This window comes from Methylomonas sp. EFPC1 (assembly GCF_016925515.1).
Taxonomy (GTDB): domain Bacteria; phylum Pseudomonadota; class Gammaproteobacteria; order Methylococcales; family Methylomonadaceae; genus Methylomonas; species Methylomonas defluvii.
In genome coordinates, this window is record NZ_CP070494.1 from 1574903 (window position 1) to 1596390 (window position 21488).

At 49.5% G+C, this 21488-nt stretch carries 17 protein-coding genes; 15 read left to right on the plus strand and 2 right to left on the minus strand.

All coding sequences use genetic code 11. From position 1 onward, the window contains the following. The first annotated feature begins 191 nt into the window (after nt 1–191). The 9 genes from rimP to JWZ98_RS07495 all read left to right on the plus strand — a co-directional run bounded on the left by rimP (nt 192) and on the right by JWZ98_RS07495 (nt 11760). Nucleotides 192–677 (plus strand): ribosome maturation factor RimP, encoded by a 486-nt coding sequence (gene rimP, locus JWZ98_RS07455; protein WP_033157369.1) that lies wholly within the window; start codon nt 192–194, stop codon nt 675–677. After that, on the plus strand, nt 667–2178 hold the full coding sequence (nusA, locus tag JWZ98_RS07460; RefSeq protein WP_033157370.1) for a transcription termination factor NusA: 1512 nt from the start codon (nt 667–669) through the stop codon (nt 2176–2178). The genes rimP and nusA overlap by 11 nt, the downstream gene beginning before the upstream one ends. Before the next feature lie 14 nt (nt 2179–2192). Further along, complete coding sequence (gene infB, locus JWZ98_RS07465; RefSeq protein ID WP_205453819.1) at nt 2193–4904, plus strand: translation initiation factor IF-2; 2712 nt, start codon at nt 2193–2195, stop codon at nt 4902–4904. Beyond that, nucleotides 4904–5320 carry a 30S ribosome-binding factor RbfA gene (gene rbfA / locus JWZ98_RS07470; protein ID WP_101051576.1) on the plus strand — a complete coding sequence of 139 codons (417 nt, stop codon included), beginning with the start codon at nt 4904–4906 and terminating at the stop codon, nt 5318–5320. The genes infB and rbfA overlap by 1 nt, the downstream gene beginning before the upstream one ends. Next, complete coding sequence (gene truB / locus JWZ98_RS07475; RefSeq protein ID WP_101051577.1) at nt 5320–6237, plus strand: tRNA pseudouridine(55) synthase TruB; 918 nt, start codon at nt 5320–5322, stop codon at nt 6235–6237. The genes rbfA and truB overlap by 1 nt, the downstream gene beginning before the upstream one ends. 109 nt (nt 6238–6346) lie before the next feature. After that, nucleotides 6347–6616 carry a 30S ribosomal protein S15 gene (rpsO, locus tag JWZ98_RS07480; RefSeq protein WP_033157374.1) on the plus strand — a complete coding sequence of 90 codons (270 nt, stop codon included), beginning with the start codon at nt 6347–6349 and terminating at the stop codon, nt 6614–6616. Nucleotides 6617–6696: 80 nt separating this feature from the next. Then, a complete protein-coding gene (gene pnp / locus JWZ98_RS07485) occupies nt 6697–8778 on the plus strand; it encodes a polyribonucleotide nucleotidyltransferase (protein WP_205454405.1) in 2082 nt (693 codons plus the stop codon). A gap of 247 nt (nt 8779–9025) precedes the next feature. Beyond that, nucleotides 9026–10678: a thiamine pyrophosphate-binding protein gene (locus JWZ98_RS07490; RefSeq protein ID WP_205453820.1), complete on the plus strand. Its 1653-nt coding sequence runs from the start codon at nt 9026–9028 to the stop codon at nt 10676–10678. Between the two features lie 188 nt (nt 10679–10866). Further along, nucleotides 10867–11760 (plus strand): GNAT family N-acetyltransferase, encoded by an 894-nt coding sequence (locus tag JWZ98_RS07495; RefSeq protein WP_240348254.1) that lies wholly within the window; start codon nt 10867–10869, stop codon nt 11758–11760. An 86-nt stretch (nt 11761–11846) separates the two neighbouring features. On the opposite strand, the gene JWZ98_RS07500 is transcribed toward JWZ98_RS07495, so the two are convergent. Beyond that, nucleotides 11847–12914 carry an OmpA family protein gene (locus JWZ98_RS07500; RefSeq protein ID WP_101051579.1) on the minus strand — a complete coding sequence of 356 codons (1068 nt, stop codon included), beginning with the start codon at nt 12912–12914 and terminating at the stop codon, nt 11847–11849. A 408-nt stretch (nt 12915–13322) separates the two neighbouring features. Here JWZ98_RS07500 and JWZ98_RS07505 point away from each other — a divergent pair, with 408 nt between their 5' ends. The 6 genes from JWZ98_RS07505 (at nt 13323) to JWZ98_RS07530 (ending at nt 19344) form a co-directional block, all read left to right on the plus strand. Next, nucleotides 13323–13970, plus strand: a complete 648-nt coding sequence (locus JWZ98_RS07505) for a uracil-DNA glycosylase (RefSeq protein WP_205453822.1) — start codon at nt 13323–13325, stop codon at nt 13968–13970. Then, the gene (gene uvrC / locus JWZ98_RS07510; protein WP_205453823.1) at nt 13963–15801 is read left to right on the plus strand and encodes an excinuclease ABC subunit UvrC; all 1839 of its coding nucleotides are present in this window, start codon (nt 13963–13965) and stop codon (nt 15799–15801) included. Before JWZ98_RS07505 ends, uvrC begins: the two co-directional genes overlap by 8 nt. Then, nucleotides 15791–16351: a CDP-diacylglycerol--glycerol-3-phosphate 3-phosphatidyltransferase gene (gene pgsA, locus JWZ98_RS07515; protein WP_033157381.1), complete on the plus strand. Its 561-nt coding sequence runs from the start codon at nt 15791–15793 to the stop codon at nt 16349–16351. The genes uvrC and pgsA overlap by 11 nt, the downstream gene beginning before the upstream one ends. A 63-nt stretch (nt 16352–16414) precedes the next feature. After that, a complete protein-coding gene (locus JWZ98_RS07520) occupies nt 16415–17020 on the plus strand; it encodes a TetR/AcrR family transcriptional regulator (RefSeq protein WP_101051582.1) in 606 nt (201 codons plus the stop codon). Nucleotides 17021–17065: 45 nt separating this feature from the next. After that, nucleotides 17066–18337, plus strand: a complete 1272-nt coding sequence (gene tviB / locus JWZ98_RS07525) for a Vi polysaccharide biosynthesis UDP-N-acetylglucosamine C-6 dehydrogenase TviB (RefSeq protein ID WP_033157383.1) — start codon at nt 17066–17068, stop codon at nt 18335–18337. Between the two features lie 2 nt (nt 18338–18339). After that, nucleotides 18340–19344 carry an NAD-dependent epimerase gene (locus tag JWZ98_RS07530; protein WP_205453824.1) on the plus strand — a complete coding sequence of 335 codons (1005 nt, stop codon included), beginning with the start codon at nt 18340–18342 and terminating at the stop codon, nt 19342–19344. A gap of 54 nt (nt 19345–19398) precedes the next feature. On the opposite strand, the gene JWZ98_RS07535 is transcribed toward JWZ98_RS07530, so the two are convergent. Then, nucleotides 19399–21474, minus strand: a complete 2076-nt coding sequence (locus tag JWZ98_RS07535) for a sulfatase-like hydrolase/transferase (protein ID WP_205453825.1) — start codon at nt 21472–21474, stop codon at nt 19399–19401. Nucleotides 21475–21488: the final 14 nt, after the last annotated feature.

The window sequence follows — 21488 nt, forward strand, 5'->3', positions numbered from 1 at the left end:
TTTTGAGATTATTGTCTCGATAAACGAGTGAGTTCTCCTCAATGCTGTTTCAGGCGTGGTTTTGCTAAGAAAGCCCCTTTCAGGGGTTTTTTCTTTTGTGGGCTTTCGAAAAACGCGAAGCCCACGGGTTTTGGTTGTTTATGGAAGAGCCTGAGGCTCTTTTTTTTTGGGTTTGAAAAGGTGAGGCGTTAATGAAACAGGCTCCTGAACATTTGGTGGAATTGATCGAGCCAATTGTGGAAGGTCTTGGCTATGAGTGTGTGGGGATAGAGTACAACCCGCATCCAACACACGGCATGTTGCGCATTTATATCGACAGCGACAATGGGATATTGCTGGACGATTGCACCAAGGTTAGCCACCAGATTAGCGGGGTGCTGGATGTCGAAGATCCGATTCAAGGTGAATACCATCTGGAAGTATCCTCGCCGGGTGCGGATCGGCCGTTTTTCAAACTCAGCCAGTTTCAACGTTTTTTGGGGAGCACTGTGCTGGTGAGCTTATTCAAGCCCATCGATAAACGCCGCAAAATTACCGGCCAGATCAAGATGGTCGAAGACGATGCCATTCTGCTACAGGATGGTGAGCAGTTGTTAAAAATCCCGTTTCAGGCAATGAGCAAGGCACGCTTGGTGCCGGATTACATAATCAATAAAGGAGGTCGCAGTGGCAAATAAAGAAATTTTATTGGTGGCAGATGTTTTTGCTAACGAAAAAGAAATAGACAAGGAAATTATCTTTCAGGCCATTGAATCCGCTTTGGAAGCGGCGACTGTCAAGCGTTACGAAAATCCGATCAAAGCCCGGGTGGCCATTGATCGTCATACCGGCGACTATCTGACTTATCGGCGTTGGCTGGTGGTCGATGCTAATCCGGAAATCAATGGTGACGTCGAGCATCCGGGCTGGCAGGTGTTGCTGGAAGTTGCGCAATTCGATAATCCCAATATTCAAGTTGGCGACTATGTGGAAGAAGAGATCGAATCGGTCGATTTTTGCCGGATTGCCGCGCAAACTGCCAAGCAAGTTATTATTCAGAAAGTGCGCGAAGCCGAGCGTAAGAAAATTGTCGAAGCCTATCAGGATCGGGTTGGCGAGTTGGTCACCGGCGTCGTCAAACGCTTGGAGAAAGGCAGTGTTTACCTGGATTTGGGTGGCCACGTGGAAGCGTACATCGCTCGCGAAGATATGATCCCGAAAGAGCCGGTCAGAATGGGTGACCGGGTGCGCGGCTATTTGAAAGCCGTCCGGTCCGAACCACGCGGTCCGCAATTGTTTGTTAGCCGCACCGCGCCGGAATTGTTGATTGCGCTGTTTCGATTGGAAGTGCCGGAAGTCGGTGAAGGTTTGATTGATATTTTGGCAGCGGCTCGGGATCCCGGGTCCCGCGCAAAAATCGCCGTCAGAGCTAACGATCCGCGCCTGGACCCCGTTGGTGCTTGTGTCGGTATGCGTGGCTCCAGGGTACAAGCTATCTCTAATGAATTGGCGGGCGAGCGGGTCGATATTATTTTATGGAACAGCAACGACGCGCAATTCGTGATTAATGCCATGTCGCCGGCCGAAATTCAATCGATCGTGGTCGATGAAGATAAGCACAGCATGGACGTGGCGGTGGCTACCGACAGTTTGTCGCAAGCCATCGGTCGTGGCGGCCAAAACGTGCGTCTGGCTACCGAATTGACCGGTTGGGAATTAAACATTCAAGATGCTGCGCAAGTAGATAAAAACCACGACGAAGCTGCAGCCAAATCCAAACAGCAGTTCATGGAGTTGTTGGATGTCGATGAAGAAATCGCCAGCATTTTGGTTGATGTAGGATTGAATAACATCGAGGAAATTGCGTACATCCCCGTCGACGAAATGCTGGAAATAGAGGGTTTCGACGAAGAGTTGGTGGAAGCTTTGCGTACTCGCGCCAAGGATGCTTTGTTAATCAGTGCTATCGCATCCGAAGAAAAAATTGAAACCGCCGTGCCTAGCGAGGAATTGATGGCGATGGAAGGCATGGACGAAGAGTTGGCGCACCAAATGGCGGCCAAGGGCATTGTGACCTTGGACGATTTGGCGGAGCAGGCGATAGACGACATTATCGAATTTACCGGCATGACCGAGGAGCGTGCTGGTAAACTAATCATGAAAGCCCGCGAATCTTGGTTCGCAGAGGATAAGGGCTGAGGCAGGAGGATACTATGAGCGATAAAACAGTACAGGAATTGGCAGAGGTTGTTGGCATCCCTTTGGAGCGTTTTATAGAACAATTGAAGGAAGCCGGCTTGACCGCCAGCGCGCCCGACGATGTGATAAACGATGAAGAGAAAGTCAAATTACTCGCGCACTTGCGCAAGCGCCACGGCAAGTCGGACGCCGATCAGGAAGCCGCCGCCCCCAAACGCATTACTTTGAAACGCAGTACCAAAACCGAATTAAGGCAATCCTCACCGCCGGGTACCGCGGTGAAAACCGTCAGTGTCGAGGTGCGCAAGCAAAAGACTTATATCAAGCGTAGCGATGCCTCCTCTGTAAACGACGAACTAAGACAGGCCGAATTAGCCAAACAAGCTTTGGAAGAACAGAGACGGCAACAAGCTATCGAAGAAGAAAAGCGTAAGCAATTGCACGAACAGATGGCTGTTCAGTCTGCCTCAGAAGAGCAAGTGGTGCTTAGCGCGGAAATTGCTCAGTCGGTTGATGCGTCCGCGCCAGCTGTGATGGTGAGTGCGGAACCGGTTGCTGCAGAGCAGCAGGTGACCGAGGCGTTGACGGTTGTTGCCGAAGCCCAGCCTGAGCTGGTTCCTAAGGCTGAAGCACCCGCGCCGATTGCGGCGCCGGAGCTGACCGAAGAGCAGCGTCTGGAAAAAGAAAAGAAAGAAAGGCTGGAAGCTGCGGTGCAAAGAACCGCAGAAAAAGTCAAACAAAAAGCCGAAGCCAAGCAGCAACAAACCACGCTGCATAAGAAAAAAGCCGAATTCAAGCCCACCCGCGGCCCGTCTACCGATGGTGATATTGGCGGCGGCGGTGATGCCGCGCGTCGCGGCGGCAAAGGCAAAAAAGGCAAGGCGCCATCGCGTCGGGAAAAACCTGAATTCGAGATCGATGTCAATCAGGCTCGACATAAGTTTGAGAAGCCGGTGGCGCCGACTGTGTATGACGTCACCATTCCGGAAACCATCGTGGTTTCGGATTTGGCTGCAAAAATGAACATCAAGGCTGCCGAAGTTATCAAGCATTTGATGAAGCTGGGCATCATGTCCACGATCAATCAAACCATCGACCAAGAAACGGCGGTGATTTTGGTTGAGGAAATGGGCCACAAAGCCATCATGCAGAGCGAGGATGACTTTGAACAGGAAATGCTGGCCGAGGTGCAAGGTGACAGCGACGAACGTAAAGTTCAGCTGAGAGCGCCTATTGTCACCATTATGGGTCACGTTGATCACGGTAAAACCTCTTTGCTGGATTACATCCGCAAAACCCGGGTTGCTGCCGGCGAAGCGGGCGGGATTACCCAACACATCGGTGCTTACCAGGTTAAAACCGACCACGGTGCGGTCACCTTTCTGGATACGCCAGGCCATGCCGCGTTTACCGCGATGCGGGCACGTGGTGCGGAAGTAACCGACATCGTGATCGTAGTGGTGGCTGCTGACGACGGTGTGATGCCGCAAACCAGAGAGGCCATCGATCATGCGCGCGCCGCGAATGTGCCCATCATCGTGGCCTTGAACAAAATCGATAAACCGGAAGCGAATCCGGACCGTGTCATGCAAGAACTGGCCAACTTGAATGTGGTGCCGGAAGAGTGGGGCGGCGATGTGCAATTCCTGAGGGTATCGGCGAAAGTGGGTACCGGTATTGATGAATTGATCGAAGCGCTGATCGTTCAGGCGGAAGTGCTGGAATTGAAAGCGCCGGTCGATGGCATCGCCTCCGGTATTTGTATCGAATCGCGTCTGGATAGAGGGCGCGGCGCGGTGGCGACGATATTGATTCAAAAAGGTACGTTGAGCAAAGGCGAGTTCGTCCTCTGCGGTCACGAATATGGCCGGATAAGAGCAATGTTCGACGAAAACGCCCACGCTATTAAGTCGGCTGGGCCTAGTATGCCTGTGGAGATTCTTGGCTTGTCCGGTACCCCGGATGCGGGTGATGAATTCCTGGTGGTTCAGAATGAACGGGTTGCTAGAGAGCTTGCCGCTCACCGGGAAGATCGCAAACGCTCCACCCGTCACGCTGCGCAACATGCGTCAAAATTGGACGACGTGTTCTCGCGGATGTCCGCCGGCGAAACGTCCACGCTTAACGTCGTTATCAAAACCGACGTGCAAGGTAGTTTGGAAGCCTTGCGTGAGTCTTTGGTAGGCTTGTCCACCGAAGAGGTGCAAGTCAAATGCATCTATGGTGGTGTTGGTGGCATCAACGAAGGCGATGCTAACCTGGCATTGGCTTCCAGCGCGATCTTGATCGGTTTCAATGTGCGTGCCGATGCGGTGGCTCGTAAATTGATCGAAGAAAAAGACATCGATCTGCATTACTACAGCATCATCTACGAAGCGATCGACGAGGTGAAACGGGCGATCAGCGGTATGTTGGCACCGGAGATCCAGGAAAAAATCGTCGGTCTGGCCGAAGTGAGGGACGTATTCCGTTCGCCGAAATTCGGCGCGGTGGCCGGTTGTATGGTTATCGACGGCTTCGTCAAACGCAACCTGCCGATTCGCGTATTGCGCAACAATGTGGTGATTTACGAAGGTCAGCTGGAATCCCTGCGCCGCTTCAAAGACGATGTCAATGAAGTGAAAATGGGTATGGAATGCGGTATCGGCGTGAAAAACTACAACGATGTGCAAAACGGCGATCAGATCGAAGTGTTTGAACGTATCGAAGTCAGACGGGAAATCTAATGGCAAGAGAGTTCGGCCGCAGTCAGCGGGTTGCATCGGAAATGCAGAAAGAGTTGGCGTCGATATTACAACGTGATGTCGATGACAGCCGCTTAGGTTTTGTCACGATTAACGACGTCGAATTGTCCAAGGATTTGGCGGTCGCCAAGATATTCGTGACGGTGTTGGATGCCCAGGATGATGCCGCTAAGCGCGCGAATGTGAAGGTGTTGAACGAAATTTCGCCGTTTATTCGGCATGAGCTGGCTAGGCGCATGCGTTTGCGGCATATCTCGGAGCTGCATTTTTACTACGATCACTCATTCGACACCGGGATGCGCGTCGCCGAGTTACTGGGCGATTTGCATCACGACGAAGTTAAGGATGCTGTTGCTGCGCCGGAAGCTGGGGCCGATAAACCGCAGCAGGATGATTGATGGCAAAACGTAAGTCCGGGCGCGATGTGCACGGCATCGTGCTGCTCGACAAACGTTTAGGCGTATCGTCCAATCAGGCCTTGCAGGAAGTCAGGCGATTATTTAATGCCAACAAGGCCGGGCATACCGGGGCGCTGGATCCTCTTGCTACCGGTTTGTTACCCTTGTGCTTCGGTGAGGCGACCAAGGTCTCGGCATTGATGCTGGATGACGATAAGCGTTATCAGGTAACGATACAACTGGGCGTGATGACCGATACCGGCGATAGCGAAGGTAAAATCGTCGCCGAAATGCCGGTGCCAGCCCTGGATGGCGTGCAGTTGCAAGCTTGTTTGCAGCATTTCACCGGGCCGATCGAGCAGGTGCCGCCTATGTATTCGGCGCTCAAGCATCAAGGCAAGAAGTTGTACGAGTTGGCTAGGGAAGGCAAAACCGTGGACCGTCAGCCCAGGGCCATCACTATTTATGAATTGCAGCTGTTAAATTTCGATGCCGAATTGGGGCAATTGACGCTGGATGTATTTTGCTCTAAGGGTACTTATATTCGTTCGCTGGCGGAAGATATTGGTCACAGGTTAGGGACCTGCGGCACGGTAACTGCGTTACGCAGAACCAAGGCGGGTATGTTCGATCTGGAGCAAGCTTATACTTTGCAGCAGTTGCAGGCTATGGGCTTTGCAGAATTGCAGAATACCTTAATCGAACTGGATGTACCCCTGAAGGCGATCCCGGAGGTATCTTTGTCTACTGAGCAGGCCGAAAAAATCAAGCTTGGTCAGCGCATAGCCTTTAACGGCGGTATGGCCGGCCAGGTCAGAATATACTCGCCGCAGGCCTTTTTGGGGTTGGGAGAAATTCTATTGGATGGTAAACTAGCGCCGAAAAAACTATTTCATTTGGAAGATCAAACAACTTGATTTTCCGGGAAAAACCGCAAAATTTCTACACCCTATTGTGGAGATAGCGGCTACACGGTCATCGAACGATGGCCTTTATTCAATCAAAATTAATCGATAGGGATTAAGAATGTCATTAACCGCAGAACAAAAAAAAACCATTGTTGAAGAATACCGTTTGTCGGATACCGATACAGGTTCAACCGAAGTCCAAGTTGCTTTGTTGACCGCCAACATTAACCAACTGACTCCGCATTTTGCGACCCATAAAAAAGACAACCACTCGCGCCGCGGCTTGCTGCGCATGGTAAACCAACGCCGTAAATTGCTGGATTACCTGAAAGACACAGATGTGGCTCGTTATCGTTCGTTGATCGAACGTTTGGGCATTCGTAAGTAGCACAAACTGGAAACGGCGCATCGGGCGCCGTTTCTGCTTTAAGGCAAATTTTTAGCATAACCTTTAAACAAAGGAACCTTATAGTGAATCCTATCAGGAAACAATTTCAGTACGGCGATCGTCTCGTCACCTTAGAAACCGGCGAAATTGCCCGCCAAGCCAACGGCGCGGTAATCATTGATGTCGAAGGTACCACTCTGTTGGTGACCGTGGTCGGCAAAAAAGAAAGCAGCGGTGGCGACTTTTTCCCGCTGACGGTGGATTATCAGGAAAAAGCCTTTGCCGCGGGTAAAATTCCTGGCGGCTTTTTCAAACGCGAAGGCCGCCCAAGCGAAAACGAAACGCTGATCTCGCGCCTGATCGACCGTCCGATCCGTCCGTTGTTTCCCGAAGGCTTCACTAACGAAGTCCAAATCATTGCCACCGTGCTGTCCTTGAATCCGGAAATCGATACCGAAGCGCCGGCCATCATTGGTGCGTCCGCTGCGTTGGCGGTGTCCGGTTTGCCGTTTAATGGCCCGCTGGGCGCCGCAACCATCGGCTATATCGATGGCCAATATGTGCTGAACCCCACGTTGCCGCAACTGAAGGAGTCGCGTTTGCGCCTGATGGTTGCCGGTACCTCCAAAGCCGTATTGATGGTAGAGTCCGAGGCCGATGTGCTACCGGAAGACGTGATGCTGGGCGCGGTATTGTTCGGCCACGAGCAAATGCAGGTTGCGATCAATGCGATCAATGAATTTGCTGCGGAAGCAGCTGCACCGGCAATAACCTGGACAGCACCTGCGGATAACGAAGCCTTGAAAGCCGCTGTTGCCGATGAAGCCGAAGCGCAAATCAAATCGGCCTATCAAATTCCGGAAAAACTGGCCAGACAGGACACCCTGAGTGCAATCCGTAGCGCCGTCGTCGAAAAATTGACCGCCGAAGATCTTTACGGCGAAAAAGACATCCGCAACGTTATCGAAACCTTGGAATACAATGTTGTGCGCGGTGCGATTCTGAACGACCGCAAACGTATCGACGGCCGCGACCTGACCACTGTTCGGCCAATCACGATCCGTACCGGCGTGCTACCCAGAACCCACGGTTCGGCGCTGTTCACTCGCGGCGAAACCCAAGCCTTGGTTGTTGCGACCTTGGGCACCGAGCGCGACGCGCAAATCATCGATGCCCTGGCCGGCGAATATAAAGATACTTTCCTGTTCCATTACAACTTCCCACCGTTCAGCGTTGGCGAAACCGGCCGCACAGGCTCGCCGAAGCGCCGTGAAATCGGCCACGGCCGTTTGGCCAAGCGCGGCGTGCAATCGGTGTTGCCGAACATGGGCGAGTTCCCTTACGTCCTGCGCGTCGTATCGGAAATCACCGAATCCAACGGTTCCAGCTCCATGGCGTCTGTCTGCGGTAGCAGCTTGGCCTTGATGGACGCCGGCGTGCCGATCAAAGCCCCAGTAGCCGGTATCGCGATGGGTCTGATCAAGGAAGGCGATCAATTTGCAGTATTGTCCGACATCCTGGGCGACGAAGACCACTTGGGCGATATGGACTTTAAAGTGGCCGGTTCCGAGAACGGCGTCACCGCGTTGCAAATGGACATCAAGATCGACGGTATCACCGCCGAAATCATGAAAGTTGCGCTGGAACAAGCCAAACAAGGCCGTCTGCACATTTTGGGTGAGATGAACAAAGCCTTGTCCAGCACACGTTCCGAAATGTCAGACTTTGCTCCGCGCATTATCACCTTCAAAATCGATCCGGCTAAAATCCGCGAAGTCATCGGTAAAGGTGGCGTGACTATTCGCGCCATTACCGAAGCCACTGGCGCCAGCATTGATTTGACCGACGACGGCGTGGTCAATGTAGCGTCTGTCGATAGAGCGGCGGGCGAAGAAGCCAGACGCATGATCGAGGAAATCACCGCCGAAGTCGAAGTGGGTAAAACCTACGAAGGCAAAGTGGTGCGTTTGATGGACTTCGGTGCGTTTGTGACCATTCTGCCGGGCAAGGACGGTTTGGTGCATATTTCACAAATCTCCGACGAACGTGTGGAAAAAGTCAGCGACAAACTGTCGGAAGGCGATGTCGTTAAAGTCAAAGTACTGGAAATCGACCGTCAAGGCCGCGTACGCTTGAGCATGAAAGAAGTCGATAGCGAATAAGTTCGGTTCGACTCTGCAACGAAAAGGGCCGCAAGGCCCTTTTTTTTGGCTGAAACTCAGAATCTTATGTCGCCGCGATTGTGATGCTTTTGAATCGTAATTACCGGGGACTATGAATGTCTGTTGACTTTTTAGGCGGGGCTCAGCAGTATTGACTCTTAATCGTCCTGTTAAAACGGTTGAGCAATATGGGTCTTTTACGAATCAGTGCTCAAAGTTTAATTCTATTCGGAGGTCACAAAGCGCTATGAGCACTGCCAAATTCGATACGATTGGACAATACCTCCTCAAGCGCCTATATCAAGCCGGTGTAAAAGACATCTTTGGCGTGCCTGGCGACTATGTGTTGGGGTTTTACGATCTGATGATAAAAAGTCAGGTTCGGCATATCGGCACCACCCGAGAAGATTCCGCAGCCTTCGCGGCCGACGGTTATGCGCGTTGCGCGGGCATGGGCGCGTTGGCGGTCACCTACGGCGTTGGGGCCTTAAACACAGTGAATGCGATTGCCGGCGCTTATGCAGAATCCTCGCCGGTGGTACTGATCAGTGGCGCGCCCGGCGTTGGCGAGCAGAAAGACGATCCGTTGATTCACCATCGATTTGGGCCGTTTACTTTTCAGCGGGAAATTTTCGAACGGATTAGCTGCGCGTCGGTGGTGCTAAACGACCCGGTGATCGCCTTTCGGCAAATCGACCATGCTATCGAAGCCGCGCGCCGTTTTTGCAAGCCGGTATACATCGAGCTTCCCCGCGACTTGGTAATGGCGGAAGGCTATCCCATGCCGACTGAGTCAGTAGAACAGTTTACCAGTGACCAAGCTGCTCTATCCGAAGCGCTTGCCGAAACCATGGCGTTATTATCCAAAGCGAAGTCGCCGATGATCGTGGCGGGTGTTGAATTGCATCGACGCGGGCTGCAAAGCGCTTTGGCGGATTTCGTGGAGCGTACCGGTTTGCCCGTGGTCGCCACGCTAACCGGTAAATCGGTGATGTCCGAACGGCATCCGGCTTATCTGGGGATTTACGAAGGCGCGATGAGTTCGGAGGCCGTGCGTGATAGAGTCGAAAAATCTGATTTGCTGTTGATGTTGGGTGTAACCTTGAACGAGATAGATACCGGCATCTACACGGCAAAACTCAATTCCCATTCAACCATTCGCGCGGCATTGAACGAGGTGGTAATCAGCGCGCATCGTTATCCAGGCATTGCCTTGGAAGATTTTCTCGGGGCTTTAGCCGGCTCGGTTAATACCTCCGGAACCAGTTGCGTATCCATTCCGGAACCGTTAAAAAACCATGCTTTTCCGGAATCGGACCGGCCAATCACCACTGCCAGACTCGTCGAGCGGCTGAATAGTGCGTTAAGTAACGACATGATCGTGGTGTGTGATGTCGGCGATTGCCTGTTCGCAGCTATTGATTTGCGCGTCCACGAGCAAAGCGAATTTTTGGCGTCGGCTTTTTACACCACGATGGGTTTTGCTGTGCCGGCTGCGTTAGGGGCGCAAATCGCGCGTCCGGATCGGCGGGCATTGATTTTAGTCGGCGATGGGGCGTTTCAAATGACCGGCACCGAGCTGTCGACTCATGCCCGCTTGGGATTGAATCCTATCGTAGTGGTATTTAACAACGACGGTTACAGTACGGAGCGTTGTATTCTTGAAGGTCCATTCAACGATATTAATCCATGGCGTTTTGATCGTTTGGGAGAGCTATTTGGGCCTTTAGCCGGCTACGATGCGCGAACGGAAGCTGAATTTGAAGAGGCTCTGTTCAATGCCCTGAATAACCAAAGCATGCCCAGTATCATTAATGTCCATCTGGCAGCCAACGATTCGTCGGAAGCGATGAAGCGTCTTGCCGAGCATTTGCAATCGAAGATCAAAAGAGAGGTTTGAAGCGAGGCTTGTGTTCTCTGCCATCCGATCCGCCGGTAGGTAATACAATCGGCTTGCCGCGTCGAATTTTCAGCAGAGTGCATCTAAACTGATTCACTCACTTACTACTCATCCGTCGCGCTATGCAAATTGCCAACTGTTATCTCGAGCCAGCCAGCTACGCCGTTGATTTTGAGGACATATGTTATGTGCGAAATTTGGTGTTCGTTGTCGAACAGCAAATACCGTTAGAAGTGGAGTTCGACAAACTTGATGCGGACTGCCATCATTTTTTAGTGCGGGATGCGGATTATCGGCCAATCGCTACGTGTCGACTTTCGCCGGAGGGCAAGCTTGGACGAATGGCGGTTCTACTCGAATGGCGCGGACAAGGTGTTGGTGAATCTTTGTTGCGTGCAGCAATCGACAAAGCGCGTAACTTGGGGCTGACTACTATTACCGCCAACGCGCAACTTAGCGCATTGAGGTTCTACCAAAAATTCGGTTTTGTCGCGGAAGGCGAAGGGTTTGCTGAAGCCGGCATTCCGCATCAGGCTATCAGGCTTATATTGCAGCCGCTTGAACAAACGTTGCGATCCGTGCTCCAGACCCGAGAAGTTTCTGTTGACGCTGTCCGCCTGGAGACTGTCGAATCGACCTTAACCGCTACCCGGCAATTGGTGATGACGGCTCGTCGGCAGATTTGTATCTACAGCCGGGATCTGGACTTTGTTTTATATGGACAAAAAGACCTTGTCGAGGCTCTGAAACAATTTACTCTCGGCAATCGTAACGCCAGTGTGCAGATTATCGTTCAGGAACCAGCCAGCCTGCGTCATCAGGTTCATCCTATCGTGGAATTAGCTCAGCGCTTACCGTCATATTTTTTGATTCGTGTGCCCGATGAAGCTGAAGATTTGCAATATCCTTCTGCTTTTATCATCAACGATAGCGACGGCTATTTATTTCGCTTGCTGGGTAATCGCTACGATGGGCATTGGAGTCCTAATTTGCCGGCACGTCATCGGCCATTGCGTGAAGAGTTTGAGCGGGTCTGGCAGCGTTCAAGTGCTTGTGCGGAATTTAGGGCATTGAGTTTGTAATTTTTGATCTTCTTCGTGCGCATATAAAAAACCCGCCTAACGGCGGGTTTTTGTGCTGAATCAATTGACTTAACCAGGTTCGCTGACTATTTCAATGTCTGTTGGGCTTTACCATCCACTTCCAACTGTACTCGGCGGTTATTGGCGCGGCCTTCTTCGGTTTCGTTGGTATCGATTGGCCTATCCCAGCTATAACCGTGTGAAGTGATATTGGGAGAGTGGCTGCCTTTGGTTAGGTATTTCTTAACCGCCAATGCCCGGCGCTCCGACAAGTCCAGGTTGTGTTTGTACGAACCTGTATTGCTGGTATGGCCTTGAACTTCAAACGCCATGTCAGGATACTGTTTGATGCGGTCAACGACTTTATCCAGTTTTGGGAAATACTGCGGTTTGATCACGTCTTTGTCGTTATCGAACTTAACATCAACGATCCAGCAGCCGTAAATGCTGACTTCAACGCCCGGTAATGTAGTCGGACATTTATCAACGCAGTTATTTACTCCGTCTTTGTCGTCATCCATTTTTGAGCAATCCAGTTTTGCGGGAGCCGGTACTGGGGTGGGCGGCGGGGTTGGTTCGGCTTTTGCGACAACTGCTTTAGGTTTTTCGCCGAACGGGACCACGAAACCCAGATTAACCGTCATGTCATGAAATTCTTCGGTGCCGGGTTGTAGTTTGGCGTTGAAGTTGTTGTTGTAACGGTAGCGGACGTCGCTGCGAATCAGGAAATTATCGTGCAGTTCATAGGTAAAACCCGCACCCGCTTCGCCGATGAAGCCCGCGCCGCTGTCGCCATTGTGGGTGCTATTGATGCCACCCACGCCGATTACTGCATAAGGCGAGAATTTATCTCTAAACAAATAATACTGCGCGTCGACAGTACCGCCGGTCAAATCCCAGTTGCCATTGCTTTTAGCGCCTTCCAGGTTTTGGTACAAACCTCTGATCTCAATATTCAGATGTTCGTTGATGATCTTACCCAGGCCCAAACCGCCGCCCCAACCGCTATGCGCATTACGATCACCGCCCGGTTGCACGAAAGTGCCGAAGGGCGCCGCGTACCATCTGTCGTCAAGGAACTCGTCGGCTTGTGCCGTCGACACGGAACCGAGCGCCGCCATCATGGCGATTGCCAGTAAACTTTTCTTCAACATAAAGACTCCTTTTGTTATTTGTAAAAAATAGATAATTCGTTGCTTTTGAGAGGGAGTAATAAAGCCATGGTTAGAAAAATAGGCTTTAAAAATCAAAGGGAATTGCAGATTCTGCTAAGCATGTTGTAAAAATACCACAATTTTGGCTATTAGCAAACGTTTAGGTTTATCCGGTGCCAGTATTTGCGGTATTCCAGTCGGCTGTTTCCGGGCTTGGGTTATGGTAATTTGGAAAGTCCGGGCTAGGACCGCTTGCGGTCAAGCAGTCGCTTATTCTCTCCGGATAAGGTTATTCCGGCGAAGACGGAAGTAAGGATGTTGTAGATACACAAGTTAATAAGCAAAGCGAGCGACGCAAGAAATCTGGGGCTCAGGTAAAATTCCGCCAATTTGAGTGTTTATCGTTTTATGACTTATTCATCCTATTTCAAGCAAGACTGCCGAGCATGCCCGCGGTTAAGCGAATTTCTCTGTGAAGTGAAGGCGAAATATCCTGCTTATCACGCCTTGCCGGTGTCACCGTTCGGCGATCCGCAAGCGCACTTGCTAGTCGTTGGTCTGGCGCCTGGCATGCACGGCGCGAATGCCACCGGCAGACCGTTTACCGGCGACTATGCCGGTCTGTTGTTATATCAGGCTTTGTATGATTTTGGTTATAGCAATCAATTGGCATCGACGAGTTTGGCCGATGGTTTGCAGCTGAGCAATTGTCGGATTACCAACGCCGTGAAATGTTTGCCGCCACAAAACAAGCCCACTGGTGACGAAATTAAGCGATGCAACCCTTATCTGGCGGCCGAAATTAAAACCCTACCGAAACATTCGGTGATTTTGGCTTTGGGTAATATTGCCCATCAGGCGGTATTGCGAGCATATGGGTTGAAGACTAGTGCGGCTAAGTTTGCTCATCACGTCAGTTTTGAATTGCCGGACGGCAACACGCTGGTCAGTTCTTGCCATTGCAGTCGTTATAACGTGCAGACCAAACGCCTGAGCATGGAGATGCTGGCGGCGGTGTTTGTAACCATTCAGAATTTGCTATCCGCCCGTGACTGAAACGCAACCGGGCGAATTTAACGCCAAAGCCTTTTTGAAGACGCTAACGCAGCGTCCTGGCATTTACAAGATGTTGGACGAGAAAGGCGAGATCATTTATATCGGCAAAGCCAAGAATCTGAAAAATCGGGTTTCCAGCTATTTCAGAACTCAAAATGCTTCGACCAAACAGCAGGCCATGGTAGCCAAGGTCGCCGGTATAGAGGTAACCGTGACCCACACGGAGGGTGAAGCCTTACTGCTGGAAAGCCAGCAGATTAAACGCCACAAGCCGCGCTACAACATCAGCTTGCGCGATGATAAGTCCTACCCTTATGTGTTTATATCCAGTTTTCACGATTTTCCGCAGCTAACTTTTCATCGCGGCGCCAAGAAGCGGCGGGGCAGGTATTTCGGGCCGTATCCCAGCGCCAGTGCGGTAAAGGAAACCTTGAAGTTATTGCAAAAAATTTTCCCGGTGCGGCAATGCGAAGATTCCTATTACAGTGCTCGCTCTCGACCTTGCCTTCAGCATCAGATTGAGCGCTGTACCGCGCCTTGCGTGGGCTTGGTCAGCAAGGAGCAATATGCCAACGATGTCGAAAATACCATTTTGTTTTTGGAGGGGCAGGGCGGCTTACTAATTGATCGGTTGGTAGTGAAGATGGAAGCCGCGGCCGCGCAATTGGAGTTCGAGCAAGCCGCCGCCTATCGTGATCAAATCGCCCGCTTGCGCGCTGTATTGGAAAAACATTGTGTGGAAGGGGAAAAAGGCGATGTGGATATTTTGGCGTGCGCGGCTAAAAACGGTGCGGCCTGTGTGCAGGTATTTTTTATCCGCAACGGTCAGCATTTGGGCAACCGGCAGTTTTTTCCGAAAGTCGACGATGAAAATCAGCCCGAGGAAATCTTGCAGGCTTTCATCGCCCAATATTATTTGGACAAAACCGTACCTCACGAATTGATCGTCAGTCATGCCTTGCCCGAAGCGGCTTTGGTGGCCGAAGTATTGGCCGAACAGGCCAAACATGCGGTAGCGATTGCCAATAATGTGCGCGGCGAACGGATGAAGTGGTTGCAAATGGCTATCACCAATGCCGACAGTGCGCTTAACGCTAGGCTGGCTGATCGACAGGGTTTGCAAGGGCGCTTTATCAGTTTGCAGCAGGAATTGGGCTGCGATATCACCCCCACTCGTCTGGAGTGTTTTGATATTAGTCATACCCAAGGGGAACAGACCGTGGCGTCTTGCGTGGTGTTTGACAGAGAAGGGCCAGTGAAATCCGACTATCGACGCTTTAATATCGATGGTATTACTGCCGGCGATGACTATGCGGCGATTCATCAGGCGGTTTTTAGACGCTTCAGCCGCTTGAAGAATGGCGAGCATCCGGCGCCGGACATCCTTTTAATAGACGGCGGCAAAGGCCAGGTCGCTGAGGCGGAAAAGGCTTTGGCTGAATTGGAGATAAACGATGTTATGATAGTCGGTGTTGCTAAAGGTCCTGATCGCAAAGCCGGCATGGAGAAAATCATTCTGGTCGGTAATCGGCAGCCCTTGGATGTGACGCCGGGGGCTTCCGCCTTGCTATTGATTCAACAGATTCGCGATGAAGCTCATCGTTTCGCGATTACGGGACACAGGCAGCGACGCGGTAAGGTTAACAAACAATCGGTACTGGAAGATATTGCCGGACTGGGGCCTAAAAGACGACAGGTTTTGCTGAAACAGTTTGGCGGGTTACAGGGTGTGTCCAGCGCGGGTGTGGATGCTTTAGCCAGTATAGATGGCATTAGCCGACAATTAGCGCAGCGAATTTACGATACATTTCACCATCAAGATGGCCATTAGATTTACCATTCCGACCTATTTAACCCTGTTGCGGATCGCCCTGATTCCCTTATTGGCCATCGTGTTTTATTTGCCGTGGCAATATTCCAATCTGGCCTGTACCGCAATTTTTCTGGTTGCCGGTTTCACCGATTGGCTTGACGGTTATCTGGCCAGAAAAATGAATATGCAAACCGCTTTTGGTGCATTCCTGGATCCGGTGGCCGATAAATTGATGGTGGCGTTTGTTCTGGTATTGGTGGTGCAGGCTCAAGGCAATCCTTATCTCGCGGTGCCGGCGGCTATCATTATCGGTAGGGAAATTGCGATTGCGTCGCTGAGAGAATGGATGGCTGAGATTGGTCAGCGTGCCAAGGTCAAGGTTTCGCAATTGGGAAAATGGAAAACCACTGCGCAAATGACGGCAGTGAGTTTGTTGCTTTATAGGGATGATTTATTAGGCCTGCCTATCAATACCATGGGTTACTGGTTGTTATACTTGTCTGCGATTTTAACCTTATGGTCTATGGTTAATTACCTTGTCGCGGCGTTCTCCACCATCAACGAATAATAAAAGCAGTATCGATACTGCCACAACAGAGAGTAAACAGCAGGTAAAGCTGTATATAAGAGCATGGAACAAGAATTAGAATTAGAAAATAAACCGAATAAAACCATCAGTCAGGACGAAGTGTTGCAGGCTGCTTTAAAGCTGTTTGCCAAGAAGGGATATTTCAATACCTCATTAACCGATATTAAAGATGCGGCGGGTATAACAACCAGTACCGGCATTAGTCAGTATTTCAAAACCAAGCAAGCCATCGCGCAAACCTTGTACGAAAATATTCTGGATAGCCTGAGCATATCGATTGATGATATTCGCCGCCGTAATCGCAAAGCTGCCGAACAATTGCGGGAAATAGTCGATTTACTCTTCAAATTAACCGATGACGCTCCGGAAATCGTTGAGTTCTTATTATTTGTTAAAAGCGAAGAATTTTTGGCGGAGCCTAAGCCCCTGCTGGAAACGCCCGCGTTTATTAAAATAAAACGGATTTTTCAGAATGGCGTCAAAGACGGCGAGATGAAGGCGCTGGATCCCTTATTGGCCTACACTTATTTCTTCGGCATTATCAATCATACCTTGGCGATGGTGTTGAGCGGCAACTTGCCGAAAACGGCGGAAAGCTATCAGGCACAAGCTTGGCTGACGGCATGGGGCTGTATAGTTAAAAAGTAATTCAAGTCATTAAAACTCAGAGCGGGGCGGAGGAGGATTTACTAGATGTTAGATAACATTAAAATCGGTATGATTGGGCTTGGTTACGTGGGGTTGCCGCTAGCTGTCGAGTTTGGACGAAAATATCAAACCGTAGGTTTCGATATTAACCAGCATCGAATTCAGGAATTACGCGCAGGTCGCGACCATACTCTGGAGGTTAGTGAAGAAGAACTCGCCGACGCCAAGTTACTGACTTACAGCGCAGATTTACAAGATATAGCCGATTGTTCGGTTTATATAGTCACAGTCCCCACGCCAATCAACGAACATAAACAACCTGATTTGACGCCGCTGCAAAAAGCCAGCGATTTGTTGGGTAAGGTAATAAAGTCCGGCGATATCGTCATTTACGAATCCACTGTTTACCCCGGCGCAACCGAAGAGGTGTGCGTACCGATTCTGGAGAAAGTGTCGGGTTTAACGTTTAACCGGGATTTTTATGTCGGTTATAGCCCTGAGCGCATTAATCCCGGCGATAAACAACACCGCGTAACCAATATTCTGAAGGTTACTTCGGGCTCTACGCCCGAAATAGCCGAAAAAGTAGATGCTTTATATAAAAGCATCATTACTGCGGGCACGCACAAAGCCAGCAGCATCAAAGTCGCCGAGGCTGCTAAAGTCATTGAAAACACTCAGCGCGACGTCAACATCGCTTTAATCAACGAATTGGCTTTGATCTTTAACAAACTCGGAATAGATACTGAAGAAGTATTGCTGGCTGCGGGGACTAAATGGAATTTCCTGCCGTTTCGCCCAGGTTTGGTGGGTGGACACTGTATCGGTGTGGATCCCTATTACTTGACCCATAAAGCTCAAGCTATAGGCTACAACCCGGAAGTGATACTTTCCGGCCGTCGAATCAACGATGGCATGGGGGTATACGTCGTGTCGCAATTAGTAAAGCTGATGCTGAAAAAGCGTGTGCATGTCCAGGAAGCTAATGTGTTGATCATGGGCTTGACCTTTAAAGAAAACTGTCCGGACATTCGTAACACTCGGGTGGTAGACATCATTGCCGAATTGAAGACTTATGGCGTCAATGTCGAGGTCTACGACCCCTGGGTTAATGCTGAGGAAGCGAAACACGAATATGGTATAACGCCGGTCGCTAAACCGGTAGCAGGAAAATACGACGCGATTATTCTGGCTGTGGCCCATGACGAGTTCAGAAAAATGGCGATTTCAGACGTCAGAGCTTTAGGTACGCCGCAAGCCATTGTGTATGACCTGAAATACTTGTTTCCTACGGATCAAACAGACGCAAGGCTTTAAGAATGAAGATTATGGTGACCGGCACGGCCGGTTTTATAGGCAATCATTTGGCGCTCAGATTGTTGGAGCGTGGTGACGAAGTTATTGGTGTCGATAATCTCAACGACTATTACGATGTTAACCTGAAATTGAGTCGCTTGGATCGGATCAAGGATTTTGCCGGCTATACCGATGTCAGGATGGATATTGCCGATAGAGCCGGTATGGATGCACTATTCAAAAAGCACCAGCCGCAAAAAGTGGTTAATCTGGCGGCTCAGGCCGGTGTGCGCTATTCCATCGAGAATCCGCATGCCTATATCGATAGTAATATTGTCGGTTTCATCAATATCTTGGAGGGTTGCCGGCATAATCAGGTGGAGCACTTGGTATATGCCTCAAGCAGTTCGGTTTACGGTGCCAACGAATCCATGCCGTTCTCCGTGCATGACAATGTCGATCATCCCTTGAGCTTGTACGCCGCGTCAAAAAAAGCCAATGAGCTGATGGCGCACACCTACAGCAACTTGTATCAATTGCCTACCACAGGTTTGCGCTTTTTTACTGTGTATGGGCCGTGGGGTCGCCCAGACATGGCGTTGTTTTTATTTACCAAAGCGATTTTGAATGGCGAGAAAATCAATGTATTCAACTACGGTAAGCACCGCCGCGATTTCACTTATATAGACGACATCGTTGAGGGCGTGATTCGGACCATGGATCATAACGCTTCGCCGAATCCGGACTGGAGTGGCGAAAAACCCGATCCAGGCACCAGTAGAGCACCTTGGCGGGTTTATAACATTGGTAACCAGAATCCGGTAGAACTGCTGTCTTATATAGAAACCTTGGAACGTTTTCTCGGTAAAACTGCCGAGAAAAATTTATTGCCCTTGCAGCCTGGTGATGTCCCGGATACGTTCGCCGATGTAGAGGCCTTGGTAGCGGATGTTGGTTATAAACCAAACACGACTATCGAGCAGGGGATTGAACGGTTTGTTGCTTGGTATCTTCAGTATTATCAGTGAATAATTTTTGATACCCCGATTGCGCAGTTTTAAACTGTGCAACAGCTTTGTATTTTAATTAGCAGATTCAAACAAAGGGTCACTCTCGATGTGGCTATCCAATAGCTTTTTAAGCTCCGCAAATATATCGGGATGAGACTCTATTACATCCCGATATGGATCGTTTTCTAAGTCGTATAGCTGATACACAGGTTTTGTATAAGTCGCTATATATATTAGTTTCCACTTTTCATTCTGTACGGAACGGCTTTTCGCGCGGATAACCGTGGGATAATGTTTTTCGTTGACTACCAGTGTGCCGGATTTTTTATCAGGAATATCCAGTAATTCAACAATATTGGGATATAAAATTTGTTCAGGATGTAAGCCAGGTATCTTTCCTAGCCAAATCCCTGTTTCTTGAAAAGCAAAAAGCTCCGGCGATGTCTGTGCTTTCACATAAGGAATCAAATTAACACCGTCGAGCGTTGTTGGAATGGTTATATTCAACAAATCTAACAAAGTTGGCATGACGTCAATGGAGCGGGTGGTCGGCTTAAAGTTTACGCCACCAGGCACCCCTGGGCCTTTCATCACCAATGGAATTCTGCCGCTGGGGTCGTTTCCTACCAAGGTATTGCCCTGGCCCCAGCATCCCGTTTCAAAAAAATCCGCACCATGATCGCTATATATGATGACGATGGTATTATCGGATAAATCCGACTTTTCAATATAGTCTATTATTTTCCCCACTTCATCGTCGAATTGTTTGACGCAGCTGTCATATAAATTAATAATTTGCGGGATGTCGAAAAACTCCGAGGTTTTTTCCTGTTTTTTGATAATTTCTTCCGCCGAGGCGAGTCTGGTCATAATAAACCGTGACTCACCTTTATAGTCTTTTGGGGTAAATAAGTTGTAATAGGGGTACTCTGAATTGAAAGGGACGTGAGTGGCAGAAGTGAATAAATTAATAAAAAAAGGCTGCGAGTTTTTCGCCGAATGGGCAATTAATTGGCGGCATTCGCGGCTTAAACTTCGGATCAAGGGTACGCCGGCCAGATAATAGAACTCGGGTAAGAAGCGTTTTCCTAATGCGTTATTGGTGAAAAGCGATAATACGTTTCGGATTAAAGACGGCCCTTGTCTTAGTAGTAGTTTGATATTCCATTGATCTTCAGCGACCGAGATTTCCTTGAAGTTAAAACTTAATTTTGCGAAATCGGCTCCGCACCAATCGGAGATGCATGCAGTCAAGTAACCCTGTTCGTTTAATATGTCGATCAAAGACGGTTGCGGTAGTTTACAGTCTGCCAAGGATGGATAATTATCGCGAATTTTATGGTTATGCGGCCATAATCCGGTAAATAGGGACGCAATACTTGGTGCCGTTCTGGCGACAGGGGTTATGCATTTATCGAGTCGTAAGCCGTTCGCGCTTAATTTATCAATGTTGGGGGTGAGGTTTCTGTGATAGTTGCTGCCGCCTAGTCTGTCATGGCGCAATGTATCAGAACCTATCATAATCACATTGGGTTTTGTTTGAGACGATGCTTTAACGACAGCTGGTTCGTTAACTATCGTTGCGTAATAGATGTAAGCATATAAACCAGCCAAAGCTATTATATAGAGCACTAGCGGCGTATTATTTTCTTCGATAGCTAAAAATAGAGCGATTACCGATGTTACAGACAGTAATGAAATTAATGAAAACTTTATGCCACTTATTATTTTCGGAGATAATATCTTCCATATAACAAATAGTCTGGAAAATCTATACTGGAAAGATAATTGAATAGTGCCAGGTGTATACAGGAGTTGGTGTAAAAAAAAGTAGGTAGTAATTAGCGTGGTTGATATTAAGCAGCAGCTTAAGCCTGTGATGAAATTAAATTCTATCAATGTAGTAAGCTTTGATAGTGAATAAGCTGCAATAGAACCGGGTAAGGATGTCAGAAAAAATATGACAAATAACCAAGCGGCTAACCTGGTTAGCGCGAAAATCACATAATACCCAAATTTTTTTTCTATTTCTTTTTGGATGCCGGGTCCGGTACGGGAATAGTTGTGTAAGGTAAGTATTATTAATGTAATAGTAAAAAGCAGTGCGGAAGCAGATGAGCAGTAGAGGGACACCAGTATTTTTTCCATCTCTATTTTATTCG

Coding starts and splice junctions, on each gene's coding strand:
- JWZ98_RS07490 (WP_205453820.1), top strand. CDS start 9,026: ATGAGCACTGCCAAATTCGATACGATTGGACAATACCTCCTCAAGCGC.
- JWZ98_RS07500 (WP_101051579.1), bottom strand. CDS start 12,914: ATGTTGAAGAAAAGTTTACTGGCAATCGCCATGATGGCGGCGCTCGGT.
- infB (WP_205453819.1), top strand. CDS start 2,193: ATGAGCGATAAAACAGTACAGGAATTGGCAGAGGTTGTTGGCATCCCT.
- truB (WP_101051577.1), top strand. CDS start 5,320: ATGGCAAAACGTAAGTCCGGGCGCGATGTGCACGGCATCGTGCTGCTC.
- JWZ98_RS07535 (WP_205453825.1), bottom strand. CDS start 21,474: ATGGAAAAAATACTGGTGTCCCTCTACTGCTCATCTGCTTCCGCACTG.
- rpsO (WP_033157374.1), top strand. CDS start 6,347: ATGTCATTAACCGCAGAACAAAAAAAAACCATTGTTGAAGAATACCGT.
- tviB (WP_033157383.1), top strand. CDS start 17,066: ATGTTAGATAACATTAAAATCGGTATGATTGGGCTTGGTTACGTGGGG.
- JWZ98_RS07520 (WP_101051582.1), top strand. CDS start 16,415: ATGGAACAAGAATTAGAATTAGAAAATAAACCGAATAAAACCATCAGT.
- JWZ98_RS07505 (WP_205453822.1), top strand. CDS start 13,323: ATGACTTATTCATCCTATTTCAAGCAAGACTGCCGAGCATGCCCGCGG.
- JWZ98_RS07530 (WP_205453824.1), top strand. CDS start 18,340: ATGAAGATTATGGTGACCGGCACGGCCGGTTTTATAGGCAATCATTTG.
- pgsA (WP_033157381.1), top strand. CDS start 15,791: ATGGCCATTAGATTTACCATTCCGACCTATTTAACCCTGTTGCGGATC.
- rbfA (WP_101051576.1), top strand. CDS start 4,904: ATGGCAAGAGAGTTCGGCCGCAGTCAGCGGGTTGCATCGGAAATGCAG.
- rimP (WP_033157369.1), top strand. CDS start 192: ATGAAACAGGCTCCTGAACATTTGGTGGAATTGATCGAGCCAATTGTG.